The 19745-nt window shown below is 71.1% G+C and carries 20 protein-coding genes and 1 pseudogene; 9 read left to right on the forward strand and 12 right to left on the reverse strand.

The window, feature by feature from the left end; all coding sequences use genetic code 11:
• Positions 1–47: 47 nt before the first annotated feature.
• Positions 48–1421 (reverse strand): aminotransferase family protein, encoded by a 1374-nt coding sequence (locus AC5WAM_RS40005; RefSeq protein ID WP_495520681.1) that lies wholly within the window; start codon positions 1419–1421, stop codon positions 48–50.
• Positions 1422–2294: 873 nt separating this feature from the next.
• Positions 2295–2633 (reverse strand): MerR family transcriptional regulator, encoded by a 339-nt coding sequence (locus AC5WAM_RS40010; RefSeq protein WP_495520682.1) that lies wholly within the window; start codon positions 2631–2633, stop codon positions 2295–2297.
• Between the two features lie 722 nt (positions 2634–3355).
• On the opposite strand from AC5WAM_RS40010, the gene AC5WAM_RS40015 reads away from it, so the two are divergent.
• The 3 genes and pseudogenes from AC5WAM_RS40015 (at position 3356) to AC5WAM_RS40025 (ending at position 5116) form a co-directional block, all read left to right on the forward strand.
• Positions 3356–3625, forward strand: coding sequence for a hypothetical protein (locus AC5WAM_RS40015; RefSeq protein ID WP_495520683.1), 270 nt, complete (start codon positions 3356–3358; stop codon positions 3623–3625).
• A gap of 325 nt (positions 3626–3950) precedes the next feature.
• Positions 3951–4190: a hypothetical protein gene (locus tag AC5WAM_RS40020; RefSeq protein ID WP_366793378.1), complete on the forward strand. Its 240-nt coding sequence runs from the start codon at positions 3951–3953 to the stop codon at positions 4188–4190.
• Between the two features lie 380 nt (positions 4191–4570).
• Positions 4571–5116: pseudogene (locus AC5WAM_RS40025) on the forward strand (aldo/keto reductase).
• A gap of 54 nt (positions 5117–5170) precedes the next feature.
• On the opposite strand, the gene AC5WAM_RS40030 reads toward AC5WAM_RS40025, so the two are convergent.
• A complete protein-coding gene (locus AC5WAM_RS40030; RefSeq protein WP_495520684.1) occupies positions 5171–6289 on the reverse strand; it encodes a hypothetical protein in 1119 nt (372 codons plus the stop codon).
• A 169-nt stretch (positions 6290–6458) separates the two neighbouring features.
• Here AC5WAM_RS40030 and AC5WAM_RS40035 point away from each other — a divergent pair, with 169 nt between their 5' ends.
• Entirely contained in the window at positions 6459–6947 is a 489-nt protein-coding gene (locus AC5WAM_RS40035) for a hypothetical protein (RefSeq protein ID WP_495520685.1), read from the forward strand.
• A gap of 163 nt (positions 6948–7110) precedes the next feature.
• Here the strand turns inward: AC5WAM_RS40035 and AC5WAM_RS40040 are convergent, their stop codons facing one another.
• Genes AC5WAM_RS40040 through uppS form a run of 3 tightly spaced genes read right to left on the reverse strand, consistent with a single transcriptional unit; the run spans position 7111 to position 9204 of the window.
• Positions 7111–7431, reverse strand: coding sequence for a histidine kinase dimerization/phosphoacceptor domain-containing protein (locus AC5WAM_RS40040; protein ID WP_495520686.1), 321 nt, complete (start codon positions 7429–7431; stop codon positions 7111–7113).
• Complete coding sequence (locus AC5WAM_RS40045; protein ID WP_495520687.1) at positions 7428–8432, reverse strand: terpene synthase family protein; 1005 nt, start codon at positions 8430–8432, stop codon at positions 7428–7430. The genes AC5WAM_RS40040 and AC5WAM_RS40045 overlap by 4 nt, the downstream gene beginning before the upstream one ends.
• 25 nt (positions 8433–8457) lie before the next feature.
• A complete protein-coding gene (uppS, locus tag AC5WAM_RS40050) occupies positions 8458–9204 on the reverse strand; it encodes a polyprenyl diphosphate synthase (RefSeq protein WP_495520688.1) in 747 nt (248 codons plus the stop codon).
• Between the two features lie 1158 nt (positions 9205–10362).
• Between uppS and AC5WAM_RS40055 the strand changes: the two genes are divergently transcribed.
• The 3 genes from AC5WAM_RS40055 (at position 10363) to AC5WAM_RS40065 (ending at position 13193) form a co-directional block, all read left to right on the forward strand.
• Entirely contained in the window at positions 10363–10878 is a 516-nt protein-coding gene (locus AC5WAM_RS40055; protein ID WP_366793385.1) for an RICIN domain-containing protein, read from the forward strand.
• Between the two features lie 952 nt (positions 10879–11830).
• Positions 11831–12634: a DUF6042 family protein gene (locus tag AC5WAM_RS40060; RefSeq protein WP_495520689.1), complete on the forward strand. Its 804-nt coding sequence runs from the start codon at positions 11831–11833 to the stop codon at positions 12632–12634.
• Positions 12627–13193 carry a P-loop NTPase family protein gene (locus AC5WAM_RS40065; protein ID WP_495520690.1) on the forward strand — a complete coding sequence of 189 codons (567 nt, stop codon included), beginning with the start codon at positions 12627–12629 and terminating at the stop codon, positions 13191–13193. The genes AC5WAM_RS40060 and AC5WAM_RS40065 overlap by 8 nt, the downstream gene beginning before the upstream one ends.
• 57 nt (positions 13194–13250) lie before the next feature.
• On the opposite strand, the gene AC5WAM_RS40070 is transcribed toward AC5WAM_RS40065, so the two are convergent.
• Complete coding sequence (locus AC5WAM_RS40070; protein WP_495520691.1) at positions 13251–13535, reverse strand: hypothetical protein; 285 nt, start codon at positions 13533–13535, stop codon at positions 13251–13253.
• Between the two features lie 749 nt (positions 13536–14284).
• Here AC5WAM_RS40070 and AC5WAM_RS40075 point away from each other — a divergent pair.
• Positions 14285–14662 (forward strand): hypothetical protein, encoded by a 378-nt coding sequence (locus AC5WAM_RS40075; RefSeq protein ID WP_495520692.1) that lies wholly within the window; start codon positions 14285–14287, stop codon positions 14660–14662.
• A gap of 203 nt (positions 14663–14865) precedes the next feature.
• Here AC5WAM_RS40075 and AC5WAM_RS40080 read toward each other — a convergent pair whose 3' ends face one another.
• From AC5WAM_RS40080 to AC5WAM_RS40090, 3 genes are all read right to left on the reverse strand, one after another.
• Positions 14866–15381: a GNAT family N-acetyltransferase gene (locus AC5WAM_RS40080; RefSeq protein ID WP_495520693.1), complete on the reverse strand. Its 516-nt coding sequence runs from the start codon at positions 15379–15381 to the stop codon at positions 14866–14868.
• A gap of 119 nt (positions 15382–15500) precedes the next feature.
• Positions 15501–16217 (reverse strand): alpha/beta hydrolase, encoded by a 717-nt coding sequence (locus tag AC5WAM_RS40085; protein ID WP_495520694.1) that lies wholly within the window; start codon positions 16215–16217, stop codon positions 15501–15503.
• Between the two features lie 163 nt (positions 16218–16380).
• Positions 16381–16842: a nitroreductase family deazaflavin-dependent oxidoreductase gene (locus AC5WAM_RS40090; RefSeq protein WP_495520695.1), complete on the reverse strand. Its 462-nt coding sequence runs from the start codon at positions 16840–16842 to the stop codon at positions 16381–16383.
• A gap of 240 nt (positions 16843–17082) precedes the next feature.
• On the opposite strand from AC5WAM_RS40090, the gene AC5WAM_RS40095 reads away from it, so the two are divergent.
• Entirely contained in the window at positions 17083–18048 is a 966-nt protein-coding gene (locus AC5WAM_RS40095) for a helix-turn-helix domain-containing protein (RefSeq protein ID WP_495520696.1), read from the forward strand.
• 584 nt (positions 18049–18632) lie between these two features.
• On the opposite strand, the gene AC5WAM_RS40100 is transcribed toward AC5WAM_RS40095, so the two are convergent.
• Together AC5WAM_RS40100 and AC5WAM_RS40105 are read right to left on the reverse strand one after the other, a co-directional pair.
• Entirely contained in the window at positions 18633–18776 is a 144-nt protein-coding gene (locus AC5WAM_RS40100; RefSeq protein WP_495520697.1) for a hypothetical protein, read from the reverse strand.
• A 21-nt stretch (positions 18777–18797) separates the two neighbouring features.
• Positions 18798–19238 carry a hypothetical protein gene (locus tag AC5WAM_RS40105; RefSeq protein WP_366793393.1) on the reverse strand — a complete coding sequence of 147 codons (441 nt, stop codon included), beginning with the start codon at positions 19236–19238 and terminating at the stop codon, positions 18798–18800.
• Between the last annotated feature and the right edge of the window lie 507 nt (positions 19239–19745).

Here is a 19745-nt window from a genome sequence, read left to right on the forward strand (position 1 = left end):
CGGGTCGGCCGTCTGCGGGGTCCAAGGGCCTCTGGGGGCCGACGGCCTCAGGGCCGGACCTGGCCGTCGGGGGCGACGCGGGCGAGGACCGAGTGGAGTCCGTCGGCCAGTTCGTCGGCCTCGGCCCGATTCAGCACCAGGGGCGGGTTGATCAGGAGGGACCGCGGGTTGCCACGCAGGATGATGCCGGCGTCCTCGCGCAGCGCCTGCGCCACGGGGGCCGTGCCGGTGGGCAGTTGCGTCCGTGTCGTCTTGTCCGCGACCAGCTCGATGCCCAGCATCAGACCGATCTGGCGCACCTCGCCGACGACAGGCAGCTCGGACAACGCGGCGAGCCTGTCGGCCAGGTGGCTCCCCATCGTCGTCGCGTTGTCGAGGAGCTTCTCGCGTTCGATGAGGTCCAGGTTGGCGAGCGCGACCGCACAGGCGGTGGGATGTCCGGTGTACGTGAAACCGATCGGGAATCCGTTGGCCGCGGTCACCGCGGACGCCACCTCCTCGGTGACGAGCACCGCGCCGTGCGGGACATAGCCGGAGGTGAGGCCCTTCGCCGTCACCAGCAGGTCCGGCCGCACCCCGAAGTGCTCGGCGGCGAACCAGTGCCCGGTCCGCCCGTACGCCGTGACCACCTCGTCGAAGATCAGCAGGATGCCGTGCGCGTCCAGCAGCTCGGCGACCCGGGGCCAGTAGTCCGGTGGGGGGACGACCGCGCCGCCGACGCTCATGACCGGCTCGCCGATCATGGCCGCGATCCGGTCCGGCCCGATCCGTTCGATGGTTTCCCGCAGTTCACGCAGGCAGAACTCGGTGGTGTCCTCGCCCTCGTACCCGACGCCCTGGTACGGGTCGGGGGCCGTCAGGTGGTGCACGTGCGGCAGCGAGGGGCCGAAGCCCTCGTGGTACACGGGCAGCCCCGAGACGCTTCCGGCGCCGTAGGCGATGCCGTGGTAGGCCGTCTTGCGCGACAGGATCCACGTCCGCTCGGGCTCTCCCCTGCGGTGGTGGAAGAACCGCGCCATGCGCAAGGCGATCTCATTGCCCTCCGCCCCGCCGCTGGTGAAGAAAACGCGGTCCAGACCGGTGGGGGCGAGGTCACCCAGCCGTACGGCCAGCTCGATCGCCTTGTCGTTGCTCATGGACTCCCAGAGGTGGAAGCACTCCAGGGTGCCCAGCTGGGCGGCGGCGGCCTTGACGATCTCACTCCGCCCGTGCCCCACCTGCATCATGCCGAGCACCGCCGCGGCGTCCAGGTACCGCCTGCCCGAGCTGTCGCGTACGTAGCACCCCTGCCCCTCGACCATCACGGTGCGCTCCGTGAGACCGCTCGGGAGGTTGGGGTGGATGAGCCGGTCACGGTCGGCACGGACCCATCGCGCCGTCCGGTCCGAGCCGGGAATCGGTGCTGGCGAGGATGTGGACATGAGGCAAGCTCCTTCGCGGATGGCCATCGGCACACCGGCGTCTGCGCGTGTCGCCGCCCCTGGAGGTGCACGGGGAGGGACGCGGCCTCGACGAGTGGTTGCCGGATCTCACGGGGAGACTCGCAGCCGGGGGTTGTGTCCGACTGGCACGGAACGCGAGCGAAGCGTCAAGCGAGCCGCAAGCCCTCAGCGACCGGGCCTGCGACACCGCACCGCTCGGGTCATCCGGACGACGGGGCACGCGAGCGACGCCGACCGTGCTGCTCCTGACGGGTCTCGGCCTGCCCACTCACGACACCGCTGCGGCGCCCTCGAACACCGGACCGCCCGCGCGCATTGCCTCCGACGTCGACGTACCCGCCGCCTGGTTCACTCCGGCATCGGGGCTGCATGCTGGCCTCCACCGCTAGGTGCGACTCCCCGCGCCCTGTGATCCGCAAATTCCGGAGGGACCGTCACCAGGGTCAGGAGGCGATCAGCCGTGCAGGAACGGAAGTTCCGTCCGGCGCGTGTCGCCCCTTGCCGCCGCCGCGCTCTCCCAGCTGCTGCCGCCGGGAGCGTGGTCACTCACCGCCGACAGGTGACGGCCGGGTGCGCAGCAGCTCGGGGACACGGCTGGTCTGTCCGAGCCAGGTGGCGCAGGTGGATCAGAGGCCGAGGACGGCCCGCGCATGCCTGCGGTGCTGGCGGTGTCCTCGCAGTGTCGTCGACGCAGCAGTCGTCGACCAGGAGCGGGAGCTCGTCCCTGAGGTCTCGTGATCTGGCCCGGACGGGCCCGTGCCGTTCGCGACCATCAGGTTATGGCGGCTTGCGCCAGCCCGTGTGGGCGATGGACAGGCTGTTGTGCCGGCAGGTGAGACCGCGTGTCGTCAGTCAGGCGGGCTTCGCCGACGTGCGGCCCTGGGCGCGCAGTTGCTCGTTGATGCGCTGGGCTTCTTCGAGTTGGTCTTCGAGGATGATGATGCGGCAGGCGGCCTCGATGGGGGTGCCCTGGTCGACGAGCTCGCGGGCACGGGCAGCGATGCGCAGCTGGTAGCGGGAGTAGCGGCGGTGGCCGCCTTCGGAGCGCAGCGGGGTGATCAGGCGGTGTTCGCCGAGGGCGCGGAGGAAGGCGGGAGTGGTGCCGAGTATCGCGGCGGCCCGGCCCATGGTGTAGGCGGGGTAGTCGTCGTCGTCGAGATTGTCGACGGGGCGGGAGCTGTCAGGGGGCATAGACCTCTTCTTTCAGGGGACGCGTCGGGGGGCCCGGGTGCCGTACGGCACCCGGGCCCCGAGCTTTCAACACCATCTACCGGCGAGCTGCGCCGGTCTACTTTGTCCGCAGGTTCCGCCTGGGAGCGGGGGGCTGCGGGGATCGCGGATGCGTGACCGGGGACCACCTTCCAATCCGGGGCCTGCGGTACCCGGGCGGATGTCTTCCTCGCCCGGGCGATCCTGATGGCGTCCTGCTCCTTACTGTCGGTTACTCGGATGCACTGCTGGATACTGCGGGTACTGCTCGCAGCCCCTGAGGACTGCGTCCTGCTCGACGTGCATGCGCGGCAGTTCATGTCTGCCGCGCCCTCAACGACTTCCTGAGTACAGCAAAAACTGTAGCCCTGCAGCGGGCCAATGTCTACTGTGGCCGTGACAGTTTTTCTCCAAGGCTGAGGCGCGGACTTCTGTCGCAGGCGCAGGGGAACAGTGACCTCCGGTGAGCGCCCGCCCCGTCCCGCGAGTGCACCGCCTCGCCCCGCAAAACCCCGTTGAGGCGGCGTCGGCTGGGAGGTGAGGCGCGCCCTCAAGGGCCACTCCTGTGCGCGGTGCCCTCGGCGGGCGCGTCGGTCAGGGGGGCGGGCCTCGTAGGCGACGGTGGTGGCCGGGCAGCTGCGGGGCGATGGCGGCCGTCGTCACAGGAGCGCCCACACTCCCCGGCCTGCGCCACCCAGCTGCGCGTGGTCGGTACCCGCATCGTCGCCGCGGCCGATGAGAGGCTCGGCACCGACGTAGGGCGCGCCGCGCCGGTCCTGCCCGTCGGTGCCGCGCCTGCGTCCCGGACGGCGCCGGAGGTCCCGGCCGCGGCACCGGACGCTCCGCAGGTGCCGGTGAAGGCCCGCGAGATGGGGTCGCCGGGCTTCCACCGGGCGCTCGCCGCGCACCAGGCCGCCGTGCGTCCAGGCCGGGGAGACCCGGCGATCGCGGCAGCGGTCCAGCGGCAGACGTAGGCGATGTGGGCGCTGAGCCTGTGGGCGTTCCCTGGGCGGGGGCGGCGACCGTCGGCCAGTCGGCCCCGATGGAGCAGGCTCGCATTGAGCGCCGCCGTCAGGCCGACGCCTCGCATGCGGCGGCCCTGCGGCGGGCCGTACGGAGCGTGCGGCAGGGGAGGCTGTGACGGTAGCGGCACTGCCGCGGCCGTCGGAGGTGCGGTCCGCGGCTTGATGGCGGGTGTGGGCCGCTCTGGCGTCGGGCTGGGCACCGGTTGGTGAGTCCGGGCGAGGTTTCCGCGCGCGTGCGCAGTGGCGTGTTCAGGGCGGCTTAATATCGTCGTTCGTGGCAGATATCTCCGATGACCTGATCGTGCTGGAACGTTCCGCCGAAGAAGAGCGCGCCAAACTCGCGGGCCTCGACGGCGAGGAGCGCGCTGCGCAGTGGCGCCGCTGGTACGACGCCTCGGTCACGTTCCAGGCGGCCGTCACGGCGTACGCCAAGGAGACCGGACAGCCCCGGCATGAGGTGGAGCAGACCGTGAAGAAAGCCGTCCGGCACAGCGACGAGGACCCGGCCGAGTAGAGCGCCGCGTCGAGAACCCGCCGCCACCGCGGCACCACCTGCATCCCCGCCAGCGCCGGCGTCAGCGTCGGATCCGCCCGGCGCGCGGCCCGCGCCACCGCCTGGTGTAACCCCGCCGCTCGGCCACCGTACGGGCCTCCGACACCTGCCGCGCCAGCACCGAGCGGGCGGGCGTGTTCGGTGAGGGGCAGTCGGCGGTTGCCGCGGCCGACGTCGTCGAGCATGGGGGGCCAGCCGGGCGACCCGAGTGGCGTGGACCGCCACGAGCGCGAGGCCGAGCCGTGCCGCCGGGGTGGTGGCCGCCGCGACGGAGTGCTCGACCTGCCCGGGGGGACTGGTCGCGGCACGCCGTACTCATTCAGCCCTACTGTCTGGGCACCATGACGTTCGGTTCCGTCGGCAACGCCGATCACGACGACTGCGGACGGATCGTCCACTAGGCCCTCGACGAGGGGATCACCTTCGCCGACACCGCCCACATGTGCTCGGCGGGGGAGTCGGAGACGGTCCTCGGCAAGGCGCTGAAGGGGAGGGGCGACGTCGTCGTCCTCGCCACTGAGGTGCACGGGGCCTCGGGGGTTCCTGACCGGCCGCTACCGCTGGGGCCGGGCGGTCGACCTGAGCACCGGCCGCCCCGCCCTGCACCGGGGCCGCTTCGACCCGGCGGCCACGCTGGCCGCCACGAAGCCCGACGTCGTCGGAGAACTCGTCGCCGTGGCCGAGGACCTGGGGTGCGCCCTGCCGGAGCTCGCGACGGCCTTCCGCTGGCCCGCCCCGCCGTCACCTTGGTCATCATCGGCCCGCGCACCAGAGAGCAGCTGCCGCCCGGGACCGACGTTCACTCGCCGGAAGGTGCTTGGACCCCGCCCTCCCTCGTCACCCCGGAGCTGCGTAGGCGCGCGGTCGCTTCCCGGTCCGCGGCATGAGACGGGCCCGGGTACGTTCGCCGACGTGCCGGGGCCCACCTCATGCCGCGGGGATCAGCGCCAGACCACGGGCAGCCTTCCTCGGCCCCACGTATCGACGTATCCGAGGACCTGGCCGGAGCGGTTGATGGCCAGGCCGCGGGCGGACCGGGTGTCCGAGGGGACCGACAGCTTCGTGGGCTGGCCGGTGGCGTCCCAGGTCACGGCGTTGACGCTGGAGGAACCGACGACCGTACCGGCGTCGTTGAGGGCGCTCGCCTGGACGTCCACGGTGCCGGTCACGGGCTGAAGGCGGACCATCTCGCCGCCCTCCCAGCGGACGGCGGCGCCGTTGACGCCGCCGAGGGCCACGTCGGTGGCGTTGACGTCCGTCACCGTGCTCTTGTGCCGCGCGCCGGGCAGGGGCGCGAAGGTGCCGCCGGGCGGGGCCAGGGCGGCCACCCAGTCCTCGCCGGTGCCGTTCGCGCCGACGGCGGTGCCGCGGTCGTTGACGTCGCGGAGCTCGGCGTAGGTGTAGTAGGGGTCGTCGGGGGACTTGAGCTTGGTGATGTTCCCGGACCGGTCCCAGCGCACGACGGTGCCTGGGGTCGACGTGGAGTTCATCCAGCCGTACGCGTTGCCCTGCTTGTCGACGAACAGCGCCTTGCTGTACCGCATGTTCGGTTCCACCGGGAGCAGTTCGGGCTGCCCCTGGCGGTTCCAGCGGACGGCGCGGCTCACCCAGCTGTCGCTGACCGTGCCGACCGAGACGCCGTCGTCGTTGAGGTCCTCCGCGACACCGGTGGCGTATCCGGCGGGCTCCGGCAACCGGCGCACCGCGCCCGCCGTCCCCCAGACGACCGGGTGCCACTGGTTGTCGGCGGCTGCGGCCTGGCCCGCGATGGAGCCGTCCGCGACGATCACCTTGGGGTCGGCGAGCGTCCCGCCTTCCAGCAGACCGAGCCGTGTCGGCGTGAGGTCGGGCTCCCACCGCACCGGGCGGTAGTGCCCGTTCCCGTCGCTGCTTGAGCCGACGACCTGACCGGCGTCGTTCATCAGGCTGGCGTAGGCACTCGTGTCGTTCGGCAGCGGCGGCAGCACCTGTGCCACCGGCCCCGCCGCCCGCGGTGCCGCGGCCGCCGGTCCGGCCGTCGTCACCGACGGCACCACGACTGCGGCGAGCGCCCCCGCCACCAGCCATGTCCTATGTCTCTTCACAAAAGTCCCCCCGTTACTCCGTACTTCCTCCACTTACACTCATCGTGGCACCAACACCCGCTCTTGAAACAGGCGTTGCACGGCCAACGGCATGATCATGGCGTGTTCCCGACCGTGCGGGGCGACGCGGCGGAGGACCGTCGAAGTGAGCTACGGCCTGAGGCTCTACCGGTTCGAGCACGGTGAGCCGGTCACACCGGACCTGGACCAGGTGCGGGCGGCCCTCGCGCCGTACGCCGCCGCGCCCGAGCGGGCGACCGGGCACGACACGGAGTTCTGGCTCCGTGCCGCCGACGGCAGCGAGGCCGGGGTCGAGGTCGGCGACCGCGTCATCGGTGTCGAGCGTCCGGGGGCCGGAGACGTGTGGTACGTCATCATCGACCTCGTAGACCTCGTAGACCTCGTAGACCTCGTAGACCTCGTAGACCTCGTGGACCGCGTCGGCATGGAGACCGACTGCGTTCTTCGTCCCGCGGATCACCCTCGCGTCCTTCGAGCGCGCCGCGGGCCCGTTCATCGCCCCGTTGTGCCGACGCGGTCACTCGCCCGGCGTGACCAGCCCCGGCTCGTAGGCCGCGATGACCGCCTTGGCGCACGTCGGGGTCGGTGTCGGTGTCGAAGCTCCGGCCCGTAGTCGAGGCGCACGGTCGCCCGGGCGCGGCCCGCGTGCTTGCGGACGTTGGTCAGCGACTCCTGGACGAGCCGGAACACGCTGGGGCCGAGGGTCGGGGCGAGCTCCCAGCGCTCGCCCTCGACGCGCAGCTCGGCGGGCACGGCCGCCTGGCAGGAGTCGGCGATCACGCGCGGCAGGTTGTCGATGCCCGACTGCGGCGGCGCCGTAAGCCCATCGCCGTCGGTGGGCAGCACATGCAGGAGCTGGCGCATCTCGCTGAGGGTGAGGCGGCCGAAGTCCTCAAGGGCTCCAAGGCGTCCTGGGCAAGGCCCGCGTCGTGGTGGAGCACCTTGTGCGCGCCGCCCGCCTTGAGCTGCAGCGCGGTGATGCGGTGGGCGACGACGTCGTGCAGCTCGCGGGCGATGCGGCGGCGACCCACGTCGCGGCAGTCGGCGCGAGGGGGCCGAGTATGGCTCTGTCGACGCGCAGTCGGGCAGCGGGTCACCTCTGTTGCTGCTCGAACAGGTCGGCGAGGTAGCGGGGCTTCCAGGTTTCGCGCTGGTGCGGGTCCTCGCCGTATCGGGGTGCCTGTTGGGTGTAGTGGTAGAGGCAGCCGATGACGTTGTGCATCGCGTCGGTGTAGCGCATCACCATGTCGACCTGCCCGGGCTCCAGGTTCATCCGCGCCAGGCGGACGGGCACGTCGCGGTAGCCGGTCGCACGGAATCGGCGCAGGGAGGAGTCCCGCAGCTTTTCGACGTGCGCCACGGTGTCCGCACGCGACAGGCCCAGTTCGCGCTCCAGGATGAGCACGCAGTTGCCGGGCTCGCCGGACGCTTCCTCCCAGCCGAACCCGTACAAGTCGTTGCAGTACATCGCGGTGTCCACGAACTCGCGGTGCAGGTCACGGTAGAAGCCGCAGGCCCACACCTGGGCGGGCAGTTCGTAGCCCCGGACCCGCTCGTCCACGTCCGCGATGCTGGCGGTGGCGGTCGACTTGCGCCGATAGGACAGGTACTGCTCCATGGTCGGCTGGGTGCACGTCGCGCGCAGGTGGAGTTCTTCGGTGGTGGTCTGGATGAACTCCCGCCAGTGCAGACCGGCTCGCGCACACCAGGCCGGTGACATGCCCGCGCGTTCGCGCTCCCACACGTCCCGGAAGCTGGTCACCAGGGGCGCCACCGGCCCGAGGTCGGGCGAGGGCGTGGGCATGAAGGTCTCCAGCAGCGCGCAACAGATCTGCCCGGCCGTGCGGTGGTCGCCGTCGTAGGGCGAGCCCGTGCCCAGGACATCGTCCAGGATGAGCATCCACGCCGCGATGTCGGTGGCGAGCGCCAGGTCGTCGGCGGACGCGTCCGGATACAGGGCGGCAGCCGTTTCGGCTGACAGCAGGCCAAGGAAGTGATCGACGCAGTGCTGAGACCGCAGAACGCCGTGCTCGCGCAGCCAGGCCACGTTCTCGGCGCGGGCCTGCGGGAGGCGGCTGTTGAGTCGGTTTCCGGTCACGGGAAAGGCGTCGGGGATCAAGAGGTCAGGTCCCATAACGGCGCTCACGCCTCTGATAGGACTCGATCGCTTCACGCAGCGTCTGCCGGGAGAAGTCAGGCCACAGCACCGGGGTGAAGAACAGCTCGGAGCGTGCGGCCTGCCAGTTCATGAATCCCGACAGCCGGTACTCGCCCGAGGTGCGGATGATCAGATCCGGATCCGGCTGCCCGCGGGTGGACAGGTGAGCGTTGGTGTTCTCCTCGGAGAGCAAGTCCCCGAACGCCGCCAGCCGGAGGTGGTCCTCCATCGCCCGCGTGAGCAGGTCCTTGACCGCGGCCACGATGTCGGCCCGGCCGTCGTAACCGACCGCCAGGTTCAGCCGCATTCCGTCAGCGCGCCGGGTGGCCGCGACCGCCTCTCGCAGCGCCGCGGCCAGCGGCGGTGTGAGCAGCCTGGTGTCGCCGAGGTGGCGGATCGGCCACCGCCCGGCGTCCGCCAGTTCGCCGATGACCTGCCCGAGGTGGGCGAAGAGCGGCTCCAGCTCCTCACGCCGCCGACTGAGGTTGTCCGCGGACAGCAGCCACAGCGTGACTGTCTCCAGCCCCTCGGCCTCGCACCAGCACATCACCTCAGGCACCTTGCCCAGGCCGACCCGGTGCCCCTCGGCCGCGGGCAGCCCGCGAGCCCTGGCCCAGCGGCGGTTGCCGTCGAGGATGAACGCGACATGCCGCGGGACCGGCAACGCTTCACCGGCGGCGCCGGAACGCATCAAGGAAGTCGGCTGCATCATCGGCCCGCACCCCTTCACAAGCTCAGCCGGTAGAAGGCAACACAGACAGAGGCCACAATGGCCGGAAGCTACGTCGCCACTACCGGTACACCCGTGCTATCTGTACGACCGTCGATGCCTGTGTGCCCACCCCTGTTGCCTTCACTGCTTCCACGGCGCAGCGCGAAGTGCCATAGGCGTCAGCAAAAGGCTCACACCCCCTCCAGACCATGCGCCTCCACGGCCCGCCTCACGTCGCGTGCGCCGTGCAGGCCCCTGCAGTCAACAGCCCTCGCCCACACCCCTGCGCCCGAGCCCGCACAACCCCTGGACCGGCAGGGCTACTTCGCCTCTGCCGCGTGGCTGCGCACGCTGTTCCAGGGGACATCCAGCTCGACGACGGACGCACCCCGCCCACCGGACCCGCGGCGGCCGACTTCACCTCGCGTCACCTCGGGGGAGGTCGACCCTGTCGAGCGGTGAGCGGTGACCCGCGGGGGTGGCGCAGACGGCGGCCCAGTCGATGAACGGGGCGAACCCCCGGAGCTCGATCTTGTGTTGGCGGATAGCGGGCCGGGCGTGCCCGGGGAGTCCGGGACCCGCGAAGCGTCTGCGATTTCGGTGAGGGGGGAGGGCCCGGGCGCGTTCAGCCGCCGCCTGGGCTGAACAGCGCAGCCGGGCGGCAGCTGCTGCGCGCCTGCGGCATCACCCGGACCGACGACGCCTCCGCCGGGGGAGCAGGGGCCGCCAGAGCCCCCATACAGATGCGTTAAGGGTCTGCCCAGCGCCGGGGAGGATGTGGACGGGTTGCAGCTGCTGGGTGCCGGAGCGCTATTGCAGGGCGGACGGGGGTGTCCCCGGGCGCGAGGTGTGAGTCGACGAGTGTCTGCTCACGGGCAGGAGGTGATCTGCTCGATGGTCTCGTCTTGGTGGTTGCAATTCGGAGTAGCGCCTGCCCCCGTGGAATCTCAAGGAGCGAGTGCCCTGGTGGGCGGCAGATCTCGTTGAGGCAACGCTTGACCTCCCGCCGGTGGTGACCTGGAGGGTAAGGGCGTCCGGCGGGCCGGAATGAGCCGATGCCGGCATGAGGGTGTCCCGCTGAGCGGAACAAAGCTTGTCGTTCGCCGAAGGCGCCGAGCACGCTGCTGCCCGACATGTTCCTGCGGTGAGGAGAGAGACATGCGCAGACCGAACCGGCGTGCGGGGTTACTGGGCTCAGTGGGGCTGTTGATCGGCAGCCTTGCCTTCACGACCTCGGCGTCAGCCGATCCGGCCCCCGAGAGCGCGAAGGCCGACCTCGGAGTTCCGATCGTGGCGATGAAGAGCAACAAGTGCCTCGAAGTGCGGGACGGCAATCGTGGCAACGGAGCGTTGGTGACGACGTGGGACTGCCACGGTGGCGCCCAGCAGCGCTGGAAATGGGTCAACGACCAGCTCGTCAGTGACCTGTCGGACAGTGGCCCGGCGAGGTGTCTGGACATCGTCGCGGCCAACCGTGACCGGGGCGCCGCAGTGAACATGTTCGACTGCCACGGCGACTGGCCGGCCCAGCAGTGGCGCATCGCGGGGAACCGGATCGTGAGCAAGCTGAGCGGCCTGTGCCTGGACCTGTCCGGCGGCAATCCTCACACGGGTGCGGTGGTCCAGATGTATGAGTGCAACAACAGCAGCGCTCAGGACTGGCGCATCGGCTGACAGGCGGATTTGGTTGCGGTTCGGCGAGCACGGTCGCCGAACCGCAAGCAGATGCCATCAGCCGCGCGCCGCGGCGAGGCGGCCACCGAGGGCTTCCCAAGGGCTCGAGGACGGCGCGGAGATGACGATTCCGCAGCACACGCAGCGTGGGCCGGTAGGTGTCGGGACGCAGTGACTGCCTTCCCATGATCGGGCACGGAGTGCCAACGCGGATCAGGGGCGGGCCGCGCGGTCGTGCCGTCCTGCCGACGGGAACGGGGAGTGTGTGATGGTCGTTGTTCCCCTGCTGGCATAGCTGCGGCAGCGGTCGGCGTGTGCTTGGGCTGTACTACGGCGTCGGCAAGGCCCGGCAGAGCGCGGCGCACCGGAAGGGGCCCGGCCGTACGCCCGTCCGGAGACGAACCAGAACGGTGAGGGGGACCGGCCCGCGGGCGAGACCGGTATCCCCGTCGCCGCGGCTCTCGCCGACGAGCCCCCCCCCGCAAAGGCCCCCGCATGAGCCAGCAGCTGCCCACCACATCCGCCGCCGAACTCGCCATCGCGCTCGCGGCCCCTTCACCGCGTCCGGCCGGCTCACACCCCCTCGGCACGGGCCTTACACCGCCGTGCCACGCCACCACTTCCTCCCCGACGTGGCCTGGGTGGCCCCGACACCGCCACCCCGGGCCCGGCTATGCCAACGCCCGTGCCCAGGACGCGCGTGGGTTCGCAACACCCGGCCTCGCCCGCGACGGGGCCTGGGGGGCGCGGTCGACTTCTCCGCGAGGCTCGACGCGTACACGGTCACGTGGTGGGGCCCACGCAACCTGTGGCGGCAGGCGGCGCTGTGCCTGCGGTGACCCGCCGGAGCGCGGCCCCCGACCGCCAGGCCTCGGTTAGGGCGTTCGCGAGAGCGCGCCGTGCCTCGCTGCGTACGCTGCGGGCATCGAGGTGTTTCGAGGAAGAGGTGCGGATGACTGAGAACCCGTCTGTGCCCGGCCCGCGCCGGGACCTGGCGATGCACGACGACTGGTTCGCATCGGGCTGGGAGCACGTCCTGCCCCGCCAGGGCTTTCCGCTGACCATGCTGATCGGGACCGCGTGCCGGCCCGGCTTCACCGGCTCACTGGACGACCTGCTGCAAGAGGTCTTCGGGGGCTACTGGGACATGATCGGCGGTGACCTCGACGGCCCGCTCACCTTCTTCTGGCCCGATGAGGAGTGGGACTACGAGGCCGCGCCAGAGGGCCCCGAGGCGTGTGGGGCGGCACGCTGGGAGCACTTCAGCGCCATGCTGACGACGGCTGGGTTCTCGGTGCCCACCACGGTGCGGGACCTGTCCGAACTCTTCCTGACGTGGGGTCTGGCCAGCCGCGAAGAGACGCCCGACGGCACCCGGTGGTCCATGCCCACCGCGCTCCCGCTGCCCGGCGACCTGCTGCCCCTGGACGCCGAACTCACCGAGCGCCTCGACGGGATCCGCTGGACCATGCGCACCGGCCCACTCGTCGACACCCTCATCAACCACTTGGCCGACGACTTGGGTGAACCGGAAGAGACCCTCACCTCCCTGGACCGCCTGGCGACAGCCACCGGCCAGGACGTCGACGACGTCCGGCTCGCGCTCGCGGAGCTCGTGGAGTCCGGCGACGCCCGCGTCCAGCGCGGCGAGGAGCCGGCCGACGCGGAGCGCCTGGAGGCACACCGCCGCTTCCGCCTGGTCATGGACTGGGAGCACTTCCACGAGCACCGCATCCAGCTGAGCATCGGTGACTGAGGCCGCGCACGGCGCCGCGGTGGGGACGAAGGACACGCGGCTGATCGTGGTCCGTGGCAACAGCGCCTCGGGCAAGTCCTCCGTCACGGCCGGCCTGCGCGAGCGGTTCGGCCGCAACCTCGCCATCGTCGGCCAGGACAACCTCCGCCGGACCGTGCTGCGCGAACGCGACCGGCCCGGCGGCGCGAACATCGGCCTGATCGACCTCACCGCCCGCTACGCCCTCGACCATGGCTTCCACGTCGTCGTCGAAGGCATCCTGTACGCCGACCGCTACGGCGCCATGCTCCAGGACCTGGTGCACGCCCACCGTGGCGTCTCGCGCTGCTACTACCTCGACGTGCCGTACGAGCAGACGCTGCTGCGCCACACGACCAAGCCGGATGCCGAGTACCTCAAGCACGTCACTCCCGGCCGCCTCAGCGACTGGTACCGGGAGAAGGACCTGCTCCCCGACGCCCTGGAGACCGTCATCGACGCGGGCAGCACCCTGGACGACACGGTCGCGCGGATCTTGCGCGAGAGCGGCCTGGACCAGGTACTCCCGATCGACCGCTGACATACCGTGAGGCCCGGCGGAGCAGGGCACAGCTCCGCCGGGCGTCCTCTCACCGGCTCAGACGGACCGGCGGACCCTTTTCTTCACCGTCATGGTGATGTCGGCCTGGTGATGTCCGCAGTCGGTGATGACCCGCTGTGCCTGCCGGTGCTGGTCGAACTGGGCGGGGCGCTGCGCGGAGACGTGGCGTCGGCCCTGCGGAAGGTCATAGCGACCGGTGCCTGGCGACAGGACCTGAGGGTCCGCCGGGAAGCAGCTCACTGGCGGGACGAGCCGCGCTTCGACGCCTTCTTGGAACAGGGCCTCGAACGGCGCCGTGACCGGGGCCCCAAACGTGAGCACCAGGAAGCGGCATTGCTGATGTTCCCCGAGACGCGGGCCGCCTTGTGCCGGGTGCGTGCAGCCCAGTGCCCCAGCACTGCCGTACTGAGACCGGCGCCTTCTCGGAGGACCGGCACACTGATGACTACCGGCAAGGGCTGTTCGGCTGGTATGCCGCGATCCAGCACGCGCACGCCTGCGTGGTGCGGGCGGCACGGTGGTTCAAGGACGCGGATTCTTCCGACCCCGGCACCCGCGGGAGTTCACCCAGTGGCTGGCCCGCACCGGATCACGGCGCGGTCGACGTCCGGCGTACGAGACGGCACCTGCTGTCCGGGAGGAGGCCGTACGGGAGATCCTCCTGATGATGTACTACGCCTGGAGCCCCCATACGTTCGCAGCCATTGACGCGGCCTTCCGCAAGGTGGAGGGGGAGCAGGCCTTCCACGCCTGGGGCGGCGGCTTCGAGCCCGCCGGCCGTTCCGAGGCCCAGGCCGCCGCCGAAGCCCTCGCCGACGTGCTGTCCCCGCAGGAGCGCCAGCACGTCCGGGATGCCGTCGCGGGTATCGAGCTCGAGGACGTGTGGCACCGCGACGTGGCTCTGGCGAAGGACAGCACCCTGCTGTGCACCAGCGACCGGCACCGCGCCCATGGCACCGGCACTGGCACCGGCTCCCGTTCCGGCGGGCGCGAGGACTGCGCCAGGGCCCGGGGCCGCGTGTTCGAAGAGGCTTCCCGGCCCTGGAGTGAGGACGCCGACCGTGAGGCCGATGCCGCCCGTCTCGCCCGGTTCCTGCTCGGGGGCCCGTACCGACCGGGTGAAAGCCCTCCTCACCACAGCCCGCGCAGCCGTCGCACGCGGCAGTGTCGAGGCGGCGCCGCAGGTCTGGCACGACAGTGCCGACGTGCTGCGGGAGGCCCGCGCAGCCGCCGGACTCGACCTCCACGCTGCCACGGGCCATCCGGACATCAAGCCCGCTACGCTCCAGCGCTTCGAACAGGCGGCGGGCAAGCCACCCGGGCGCCCGGTCTCTCTCGGCTACCTCCAACTCCTCACGCTGGCCTGCTCCCAGGCGGGCCACCCCCTTCCCGCCTGCATCCCGCAGGCCGTCTCAGAGCCGGTGATCGCACTGCCGACCACCCTGTAGGCCGCCTCCGCGCCCGCAGCCTGTCCCCGTCTCGTCCTGTGTGAGGAGTCCCAAGGCGGAGGACCACTTGCGGGCGGTGTTCGAGCGTGAGCGTGGCGCCGGGCCGTGTGGGCCTGCCCATGGCCGGGCCCTCGGCAAGCCTGGCCGTTGAACGAAAGGCCGCGGTCGTCGAGCCGGTCAGCACGCACCCGGTGCCGCTGGACTCAGAGCACGCGCTGGTAGCGGAGCTCCGTGAGTGTCACCTCGTCGTAGATGTCGTCTTGAGTAGCACCGTCGGCTTGATAGGCGGACTGCTCGTAGAAGCGCCGGGCTCGTTGATTGTCAGCGAGAACCCACAAGGCCGACGATTGGAAGCCCTGCTCCTTCATCTGCCCGTGAGCCTCCTCCAGGAGCCTCCGGCCGATGCCCTGGCCGATCAGATCGGGTGAGACGTACAGGGCGTAGACCTCACCGAACCGTCCCGGACCAGGCGCCTCACCTCGAAGCGGCCCGAAGCAGATCCACCCCACCGGGCCGTGGCCATCGAGCGCTACAAGATCCCGTGACTGTCGTCCGGGCTGGGATAGCCACTCTCGCCGTTGACCGGCATCACCCTGTACCGTCATGGCATCCAAATACGTCTGCGGCACGATACCTGCGTACGCCGCCTGCCACCCCCGGACTCGGATCGCCGACACGGCCTCGACATCGGCCGCAACCATCTCCCGTACGTGCACCATCGCGCCACCGTAGTGGCACAAGGGCCTCAGGATGAACTTCCTTGTCCCGCTGACGGTGCCGCCCCTGACGAGAGGAACTCCTGGCGAACGGTCTCCTCAGGCCGACGGCCGCCCGCGTGTCAGACCTCGATGGCGGCGGAGGCGATCCCACCCAGGAGGGCGGCCAGTTCGGCGGGCGCCGACAAGAAGGGAGAGTGGTCCGAGCTGAGCCGCTCGACGTGTGTGGCACGCGCGGCCATCACCTCCTGGAGAGCGGGCGCGATCGCCTGATCGCGTTCGCACAGGACATAGGTGGAGGGCACGGTCCGCCACGCCGCACGGGTCACCCGCTGCTGACACGAGCGCACGCTCTGCTCGACGAGCTGGGACACCGCGTGCTCGGCCTGGTCGTCGGGCAGATCCCCGTACAACGCCGTACGCGGGTCGTCGAAGAGGACAGGAGCGCTGCCGTACAGGTCTTCCTCCTCAGGCGTGGAAACCCCTGCGCCGTAAATGTCGTTGAGACTCTCACCTTCCTCCGGCATGTACGCCGTGAGGTAGACGAGGCGGACGACATGGGGATGGCCGACGACCGCCTGGGTGACCGGGACGCCCCCGTAGGAATGGGCGACAACGACCACAGGCCCCTCCATCTGCCGCAGCTGCGCGGCTATTTCGTCGGCGTCGGCATACATGCCGGCGGTCGGCGAGGGCTGCGGCCCCACGCTCGGCAGGTCGACAGCGCGGCACTGCCAGCCCCCGGCGGCCAGCGCGCCCCGCAACGGGGTCCAGCACGCGGGCCGGTGCCAGGAGCCATGGACGAGAAGGAAGGACGGGCGGACGGCGGAGGTGGACATGCTGCTTCTCCTCAGGGTCGATCCGGTGGGTGTGCGGGGGCCGCGCCGGCAGGGCGGCGCAGGGCAGGGGCCGGGCCCGTCTCGACCCGGCCCCTGTCGGCTGCCGCGGGCACCGACGACCGAGCGACCCGTCGAAGGCGGCGAGGCCCGGTCATGCGCCCGTTCAGTGATCGGTAAGCGGCTCGGCCAAGGGTTCCAGCACGAAGACAGGGATCACACGGTCGGTCCTCTTCTGGTACTCGGTGTACGGCGGATAGGCGACGACCGCGCGTTCCCACCACTCGGCCTTCTCGTCCCCGGTGACCTCCCGGGCCGACATGCCTTGGCGCACGCCCCCGTCCTGGAGCTCCACGCGGGGGTCGGAGGTGAGGTTGAAGTACCAGACGGGATGACGCGGGAAACCGCCCTTCGACGCCACGGCCACGTACCGCCCCTCGTGCTCCACCCGCATCACCGGAACCTTGCGGATCTTGCCGCTCTTCGCCCCGCGCATCGTGAGGATGACAACCGGCAGACCCGTGTCCCGGAGCGTGGTCCCACGCGTGCCACCCGAACTCTCGTACAGCTCGACCTGCTCACGCACCCACTGCTCCGGACTCGGCCCGTACTCACCCGCGAGCGGCATCCCGATCACCTCGTGATCACGTACGAACTGTGTGGTGCAGTACCCCACCAGTCTCGCTGGGAGCAGCTCCCGCCGCCGCGGCCGGTGCCTCCTCGCTTGGCCCTGCGCCCCTTCACTCCCGACCGGGCACGATAAGCACCTCGTCCGGCCCCGCCCGTCGCCCTTGCGGCGACTTCCGCCCCCGCCGAAACTCGGGCTGGCAGCCATCGAGGGGGACCCGTGGAGATAACCAACGCGCACTTGCCCGCATCAGACCGGTTCGGGTTCTGGGCCGGCCTGGTGTCGGACCAGCTGGCACGGATGCGGCTCACCAGTCCGATCGCGTCGCGGGACTTCGTCGCACACGCGTCGCTGACGCAGGCCGGCCCGGTGCGGGTGGCCTGGTTCCGCAGCCCTCCGGCACATCTGTTGCGGACCTGGGCGCACGTACGGGCGGACGATCCGGGCATGTATCAGCTGATGCTGGTCACCGGCGCCCCCCTGTGGATCGAGCAGCGCAGACAGGACTCGGGTCTCGTGCACGGGGCGTTGACCATGTTCGACCTGTCGGAGCCGTTTCGCGGCGAGGTCCCGGACCGGGGCCACGACACCGAAGTGATCATCGCGCAGATACCGCACCGCGCGCTGCCGCTGCCGGTGGACCGGGCACGCCGGGCCCTGGCCGTCCCGATGGCGGCATCCGGGGTGGGCGGGGTCCTGGCGGACCTGATGACGTCGATACGGGCGCACGGCGCGGACTGCGACCCCCAGGGCCTGGAACGCCTGGGGTGGATGACGGCCGACCTGGCAGGGGCGGTCATCGCCCGGCAGCTGGACGCCTCCAGGCACCTGCCGACGCAGACCCGGCAGGACGTCATGCGGGCACGGATCCTCAGCTTCATCGACGCGAACCTTGCCGACCCACAGCTCGGTCCGGCCGCGGTCGCGGGGTTCCACCATCTGTCACTGCGCGCTGTGCACGCGTTGTTCCAACAGCATGACGGGGGAACGGTGGCGGCGGTGATCCGGCGCAGGCGGCTGGAGCGCTGCCGGGAGGACCTGACTGACCCGCGCCTGGACGCGCTGCCGGTGGCCGCGATCGGCGCGCGCTGGGGCATGGGGCAGCCTCAGGGGTTCAGCAGGGCGTTCCGGACGATGTTCGGCGTGGCGCCGGGTGCGTACCGGCGAGCGGCACGGGCCGGTATGCAATCGCGCACCGAGAGGTGATCGCGACCGAGACCCCGCGCTTACGGTGCGGGACACAGAGGTGTGCCCGCCAACGACCGGCCCGCAAGCCGCTGTCTTCCGGGGCTGAACGTCAGGCGGCTCCCCCCCCCGGAGATGAGGGCGCACACGGGACCCGCGGCTGCACGGGCAGCCCGGGTCAGCCCCTCCCACACGCTCGACCTGTCCTTCAGCTCTCGAGATTCCGTGCATGGGCCGTGTTGTGGCTCGTGTCGGGGCCGAAGCCGTCCCGGACGGGGAGCTGTACAGGCTCTGGACGGCCGTCACCGACCCCCGCCAACGGGCCGGAAGCGCGCGGGGGACTGGCTCGCGAGGACGGCGTGAACGGTGACGCGCTGCGCAGGCCGGTGAACCCGGCACGTCCGACCGGGACGCGGCCGCCGGTGCCGGGACCGACGAAGGGCTGACCACCGTTACGACCGGACACCGCCCCGATGAGGACGCGCTGTTCCTGGACCGGCGCCGCTCCACCGATGTCACCCTGCGACTCCTGGACCGGCCAGGCGGCCGAGACCGAGGACCTGCTCCGCCCCTTCCAGCCGGTCCCGGCGCCCTGCTTCAGCGCCTCATTGCACGTTCCGGCAGTCCGGGTTGTCGCAGACGAACTGCGGTGGTTCGCCGGTGGGGTCGCCGTTCTCGTCGACGTCGACCGTGCCCCACATGGTGCCCCCGCACTTGACGCAGCCTTGTGTCTGTATGCCCTGCGGCACTGCGCACCTTCCCTGTTCGGGTCAGTGTGCGCGTGCCGCGATGGCCTGGTCCAGAAGGGCGATGGCGCTCTTACGCTGCTGCTCGCGGTTGTCGATGGCGTCGGGTGTGTCGTTCGTGGCGGCCACCCGCTTGCACCGGAGGCAGCGCCAGCGGTCGGCGCAGCCCTTGGCGGGAGCCTTCATCGGCACACGGCACTCGGGGCACTCCACGTGGACCTCTTCCGTTGTGCCGCAGGAGGCGCAGACCCAGTACGGCCCGTCGCCGTCGCGCTGCTGCCACATCGTCGACCGGCACTTGGGGCAGCCTTTGGTCCGGATGCCCAGGGTGCCCATCATGAGCGGCGGGTCCGGGGTGCTCTCGGCGTAGTGCAGGATCTGCTCGCGCAGCTGCGGGTTGCGGGTGTTGGCCATGCGCAGCAGGCGCGCGGCGCGGCTGCGGGCTTCCTCGGCGAACTCGGTCATCGTGGGGGGCAGGCTACCGGGTGCCGGGCACGGTGGGCGGCGGTTCTGTGGGGCGGTGCCCTGATGGGGGCTGGGCTCGGGCTGCCGGTCCGGCGGTCGCGGTCAGTTCGCGCACGCCGGGCGTGCGGGGGTGCCGGGCGCGCGGCTGGCGGACGTCCTTGCGGACGAGGGCCGTTTACGTTCCCGGCGGCGGTCTGTCGGTGTGGGCAGGTGGGGGCGACGCACCAGGACAGGACGTTCTAGGACGCGGGCCTGGTGGAGGGCGAAGCGGGCAGGGCGTCTGGGACAGAAGGGTGGCGGCGTCGGCCGCCAGTCGAACAGGCTGCTGATCGCCCCGGTGATGTCCCTGGCCACATCCCGCAGGGGCCCCGGCGCAGTCGGTAAGGGACGGGCATGCGCCGGGGCTGAGTTGACCTTGGCAGATGTCCATGGCCAGGGGAAGGGCGTACGGAGGGTCTCAGTGAAAGTCGGGGCCTTGGTCCCTGCACTTGCGGATCGATAGGGTCA

The sequence above is a fragment of the Streptomyces sp. JLYT201 genome (genome assembly GCF_059448825.1).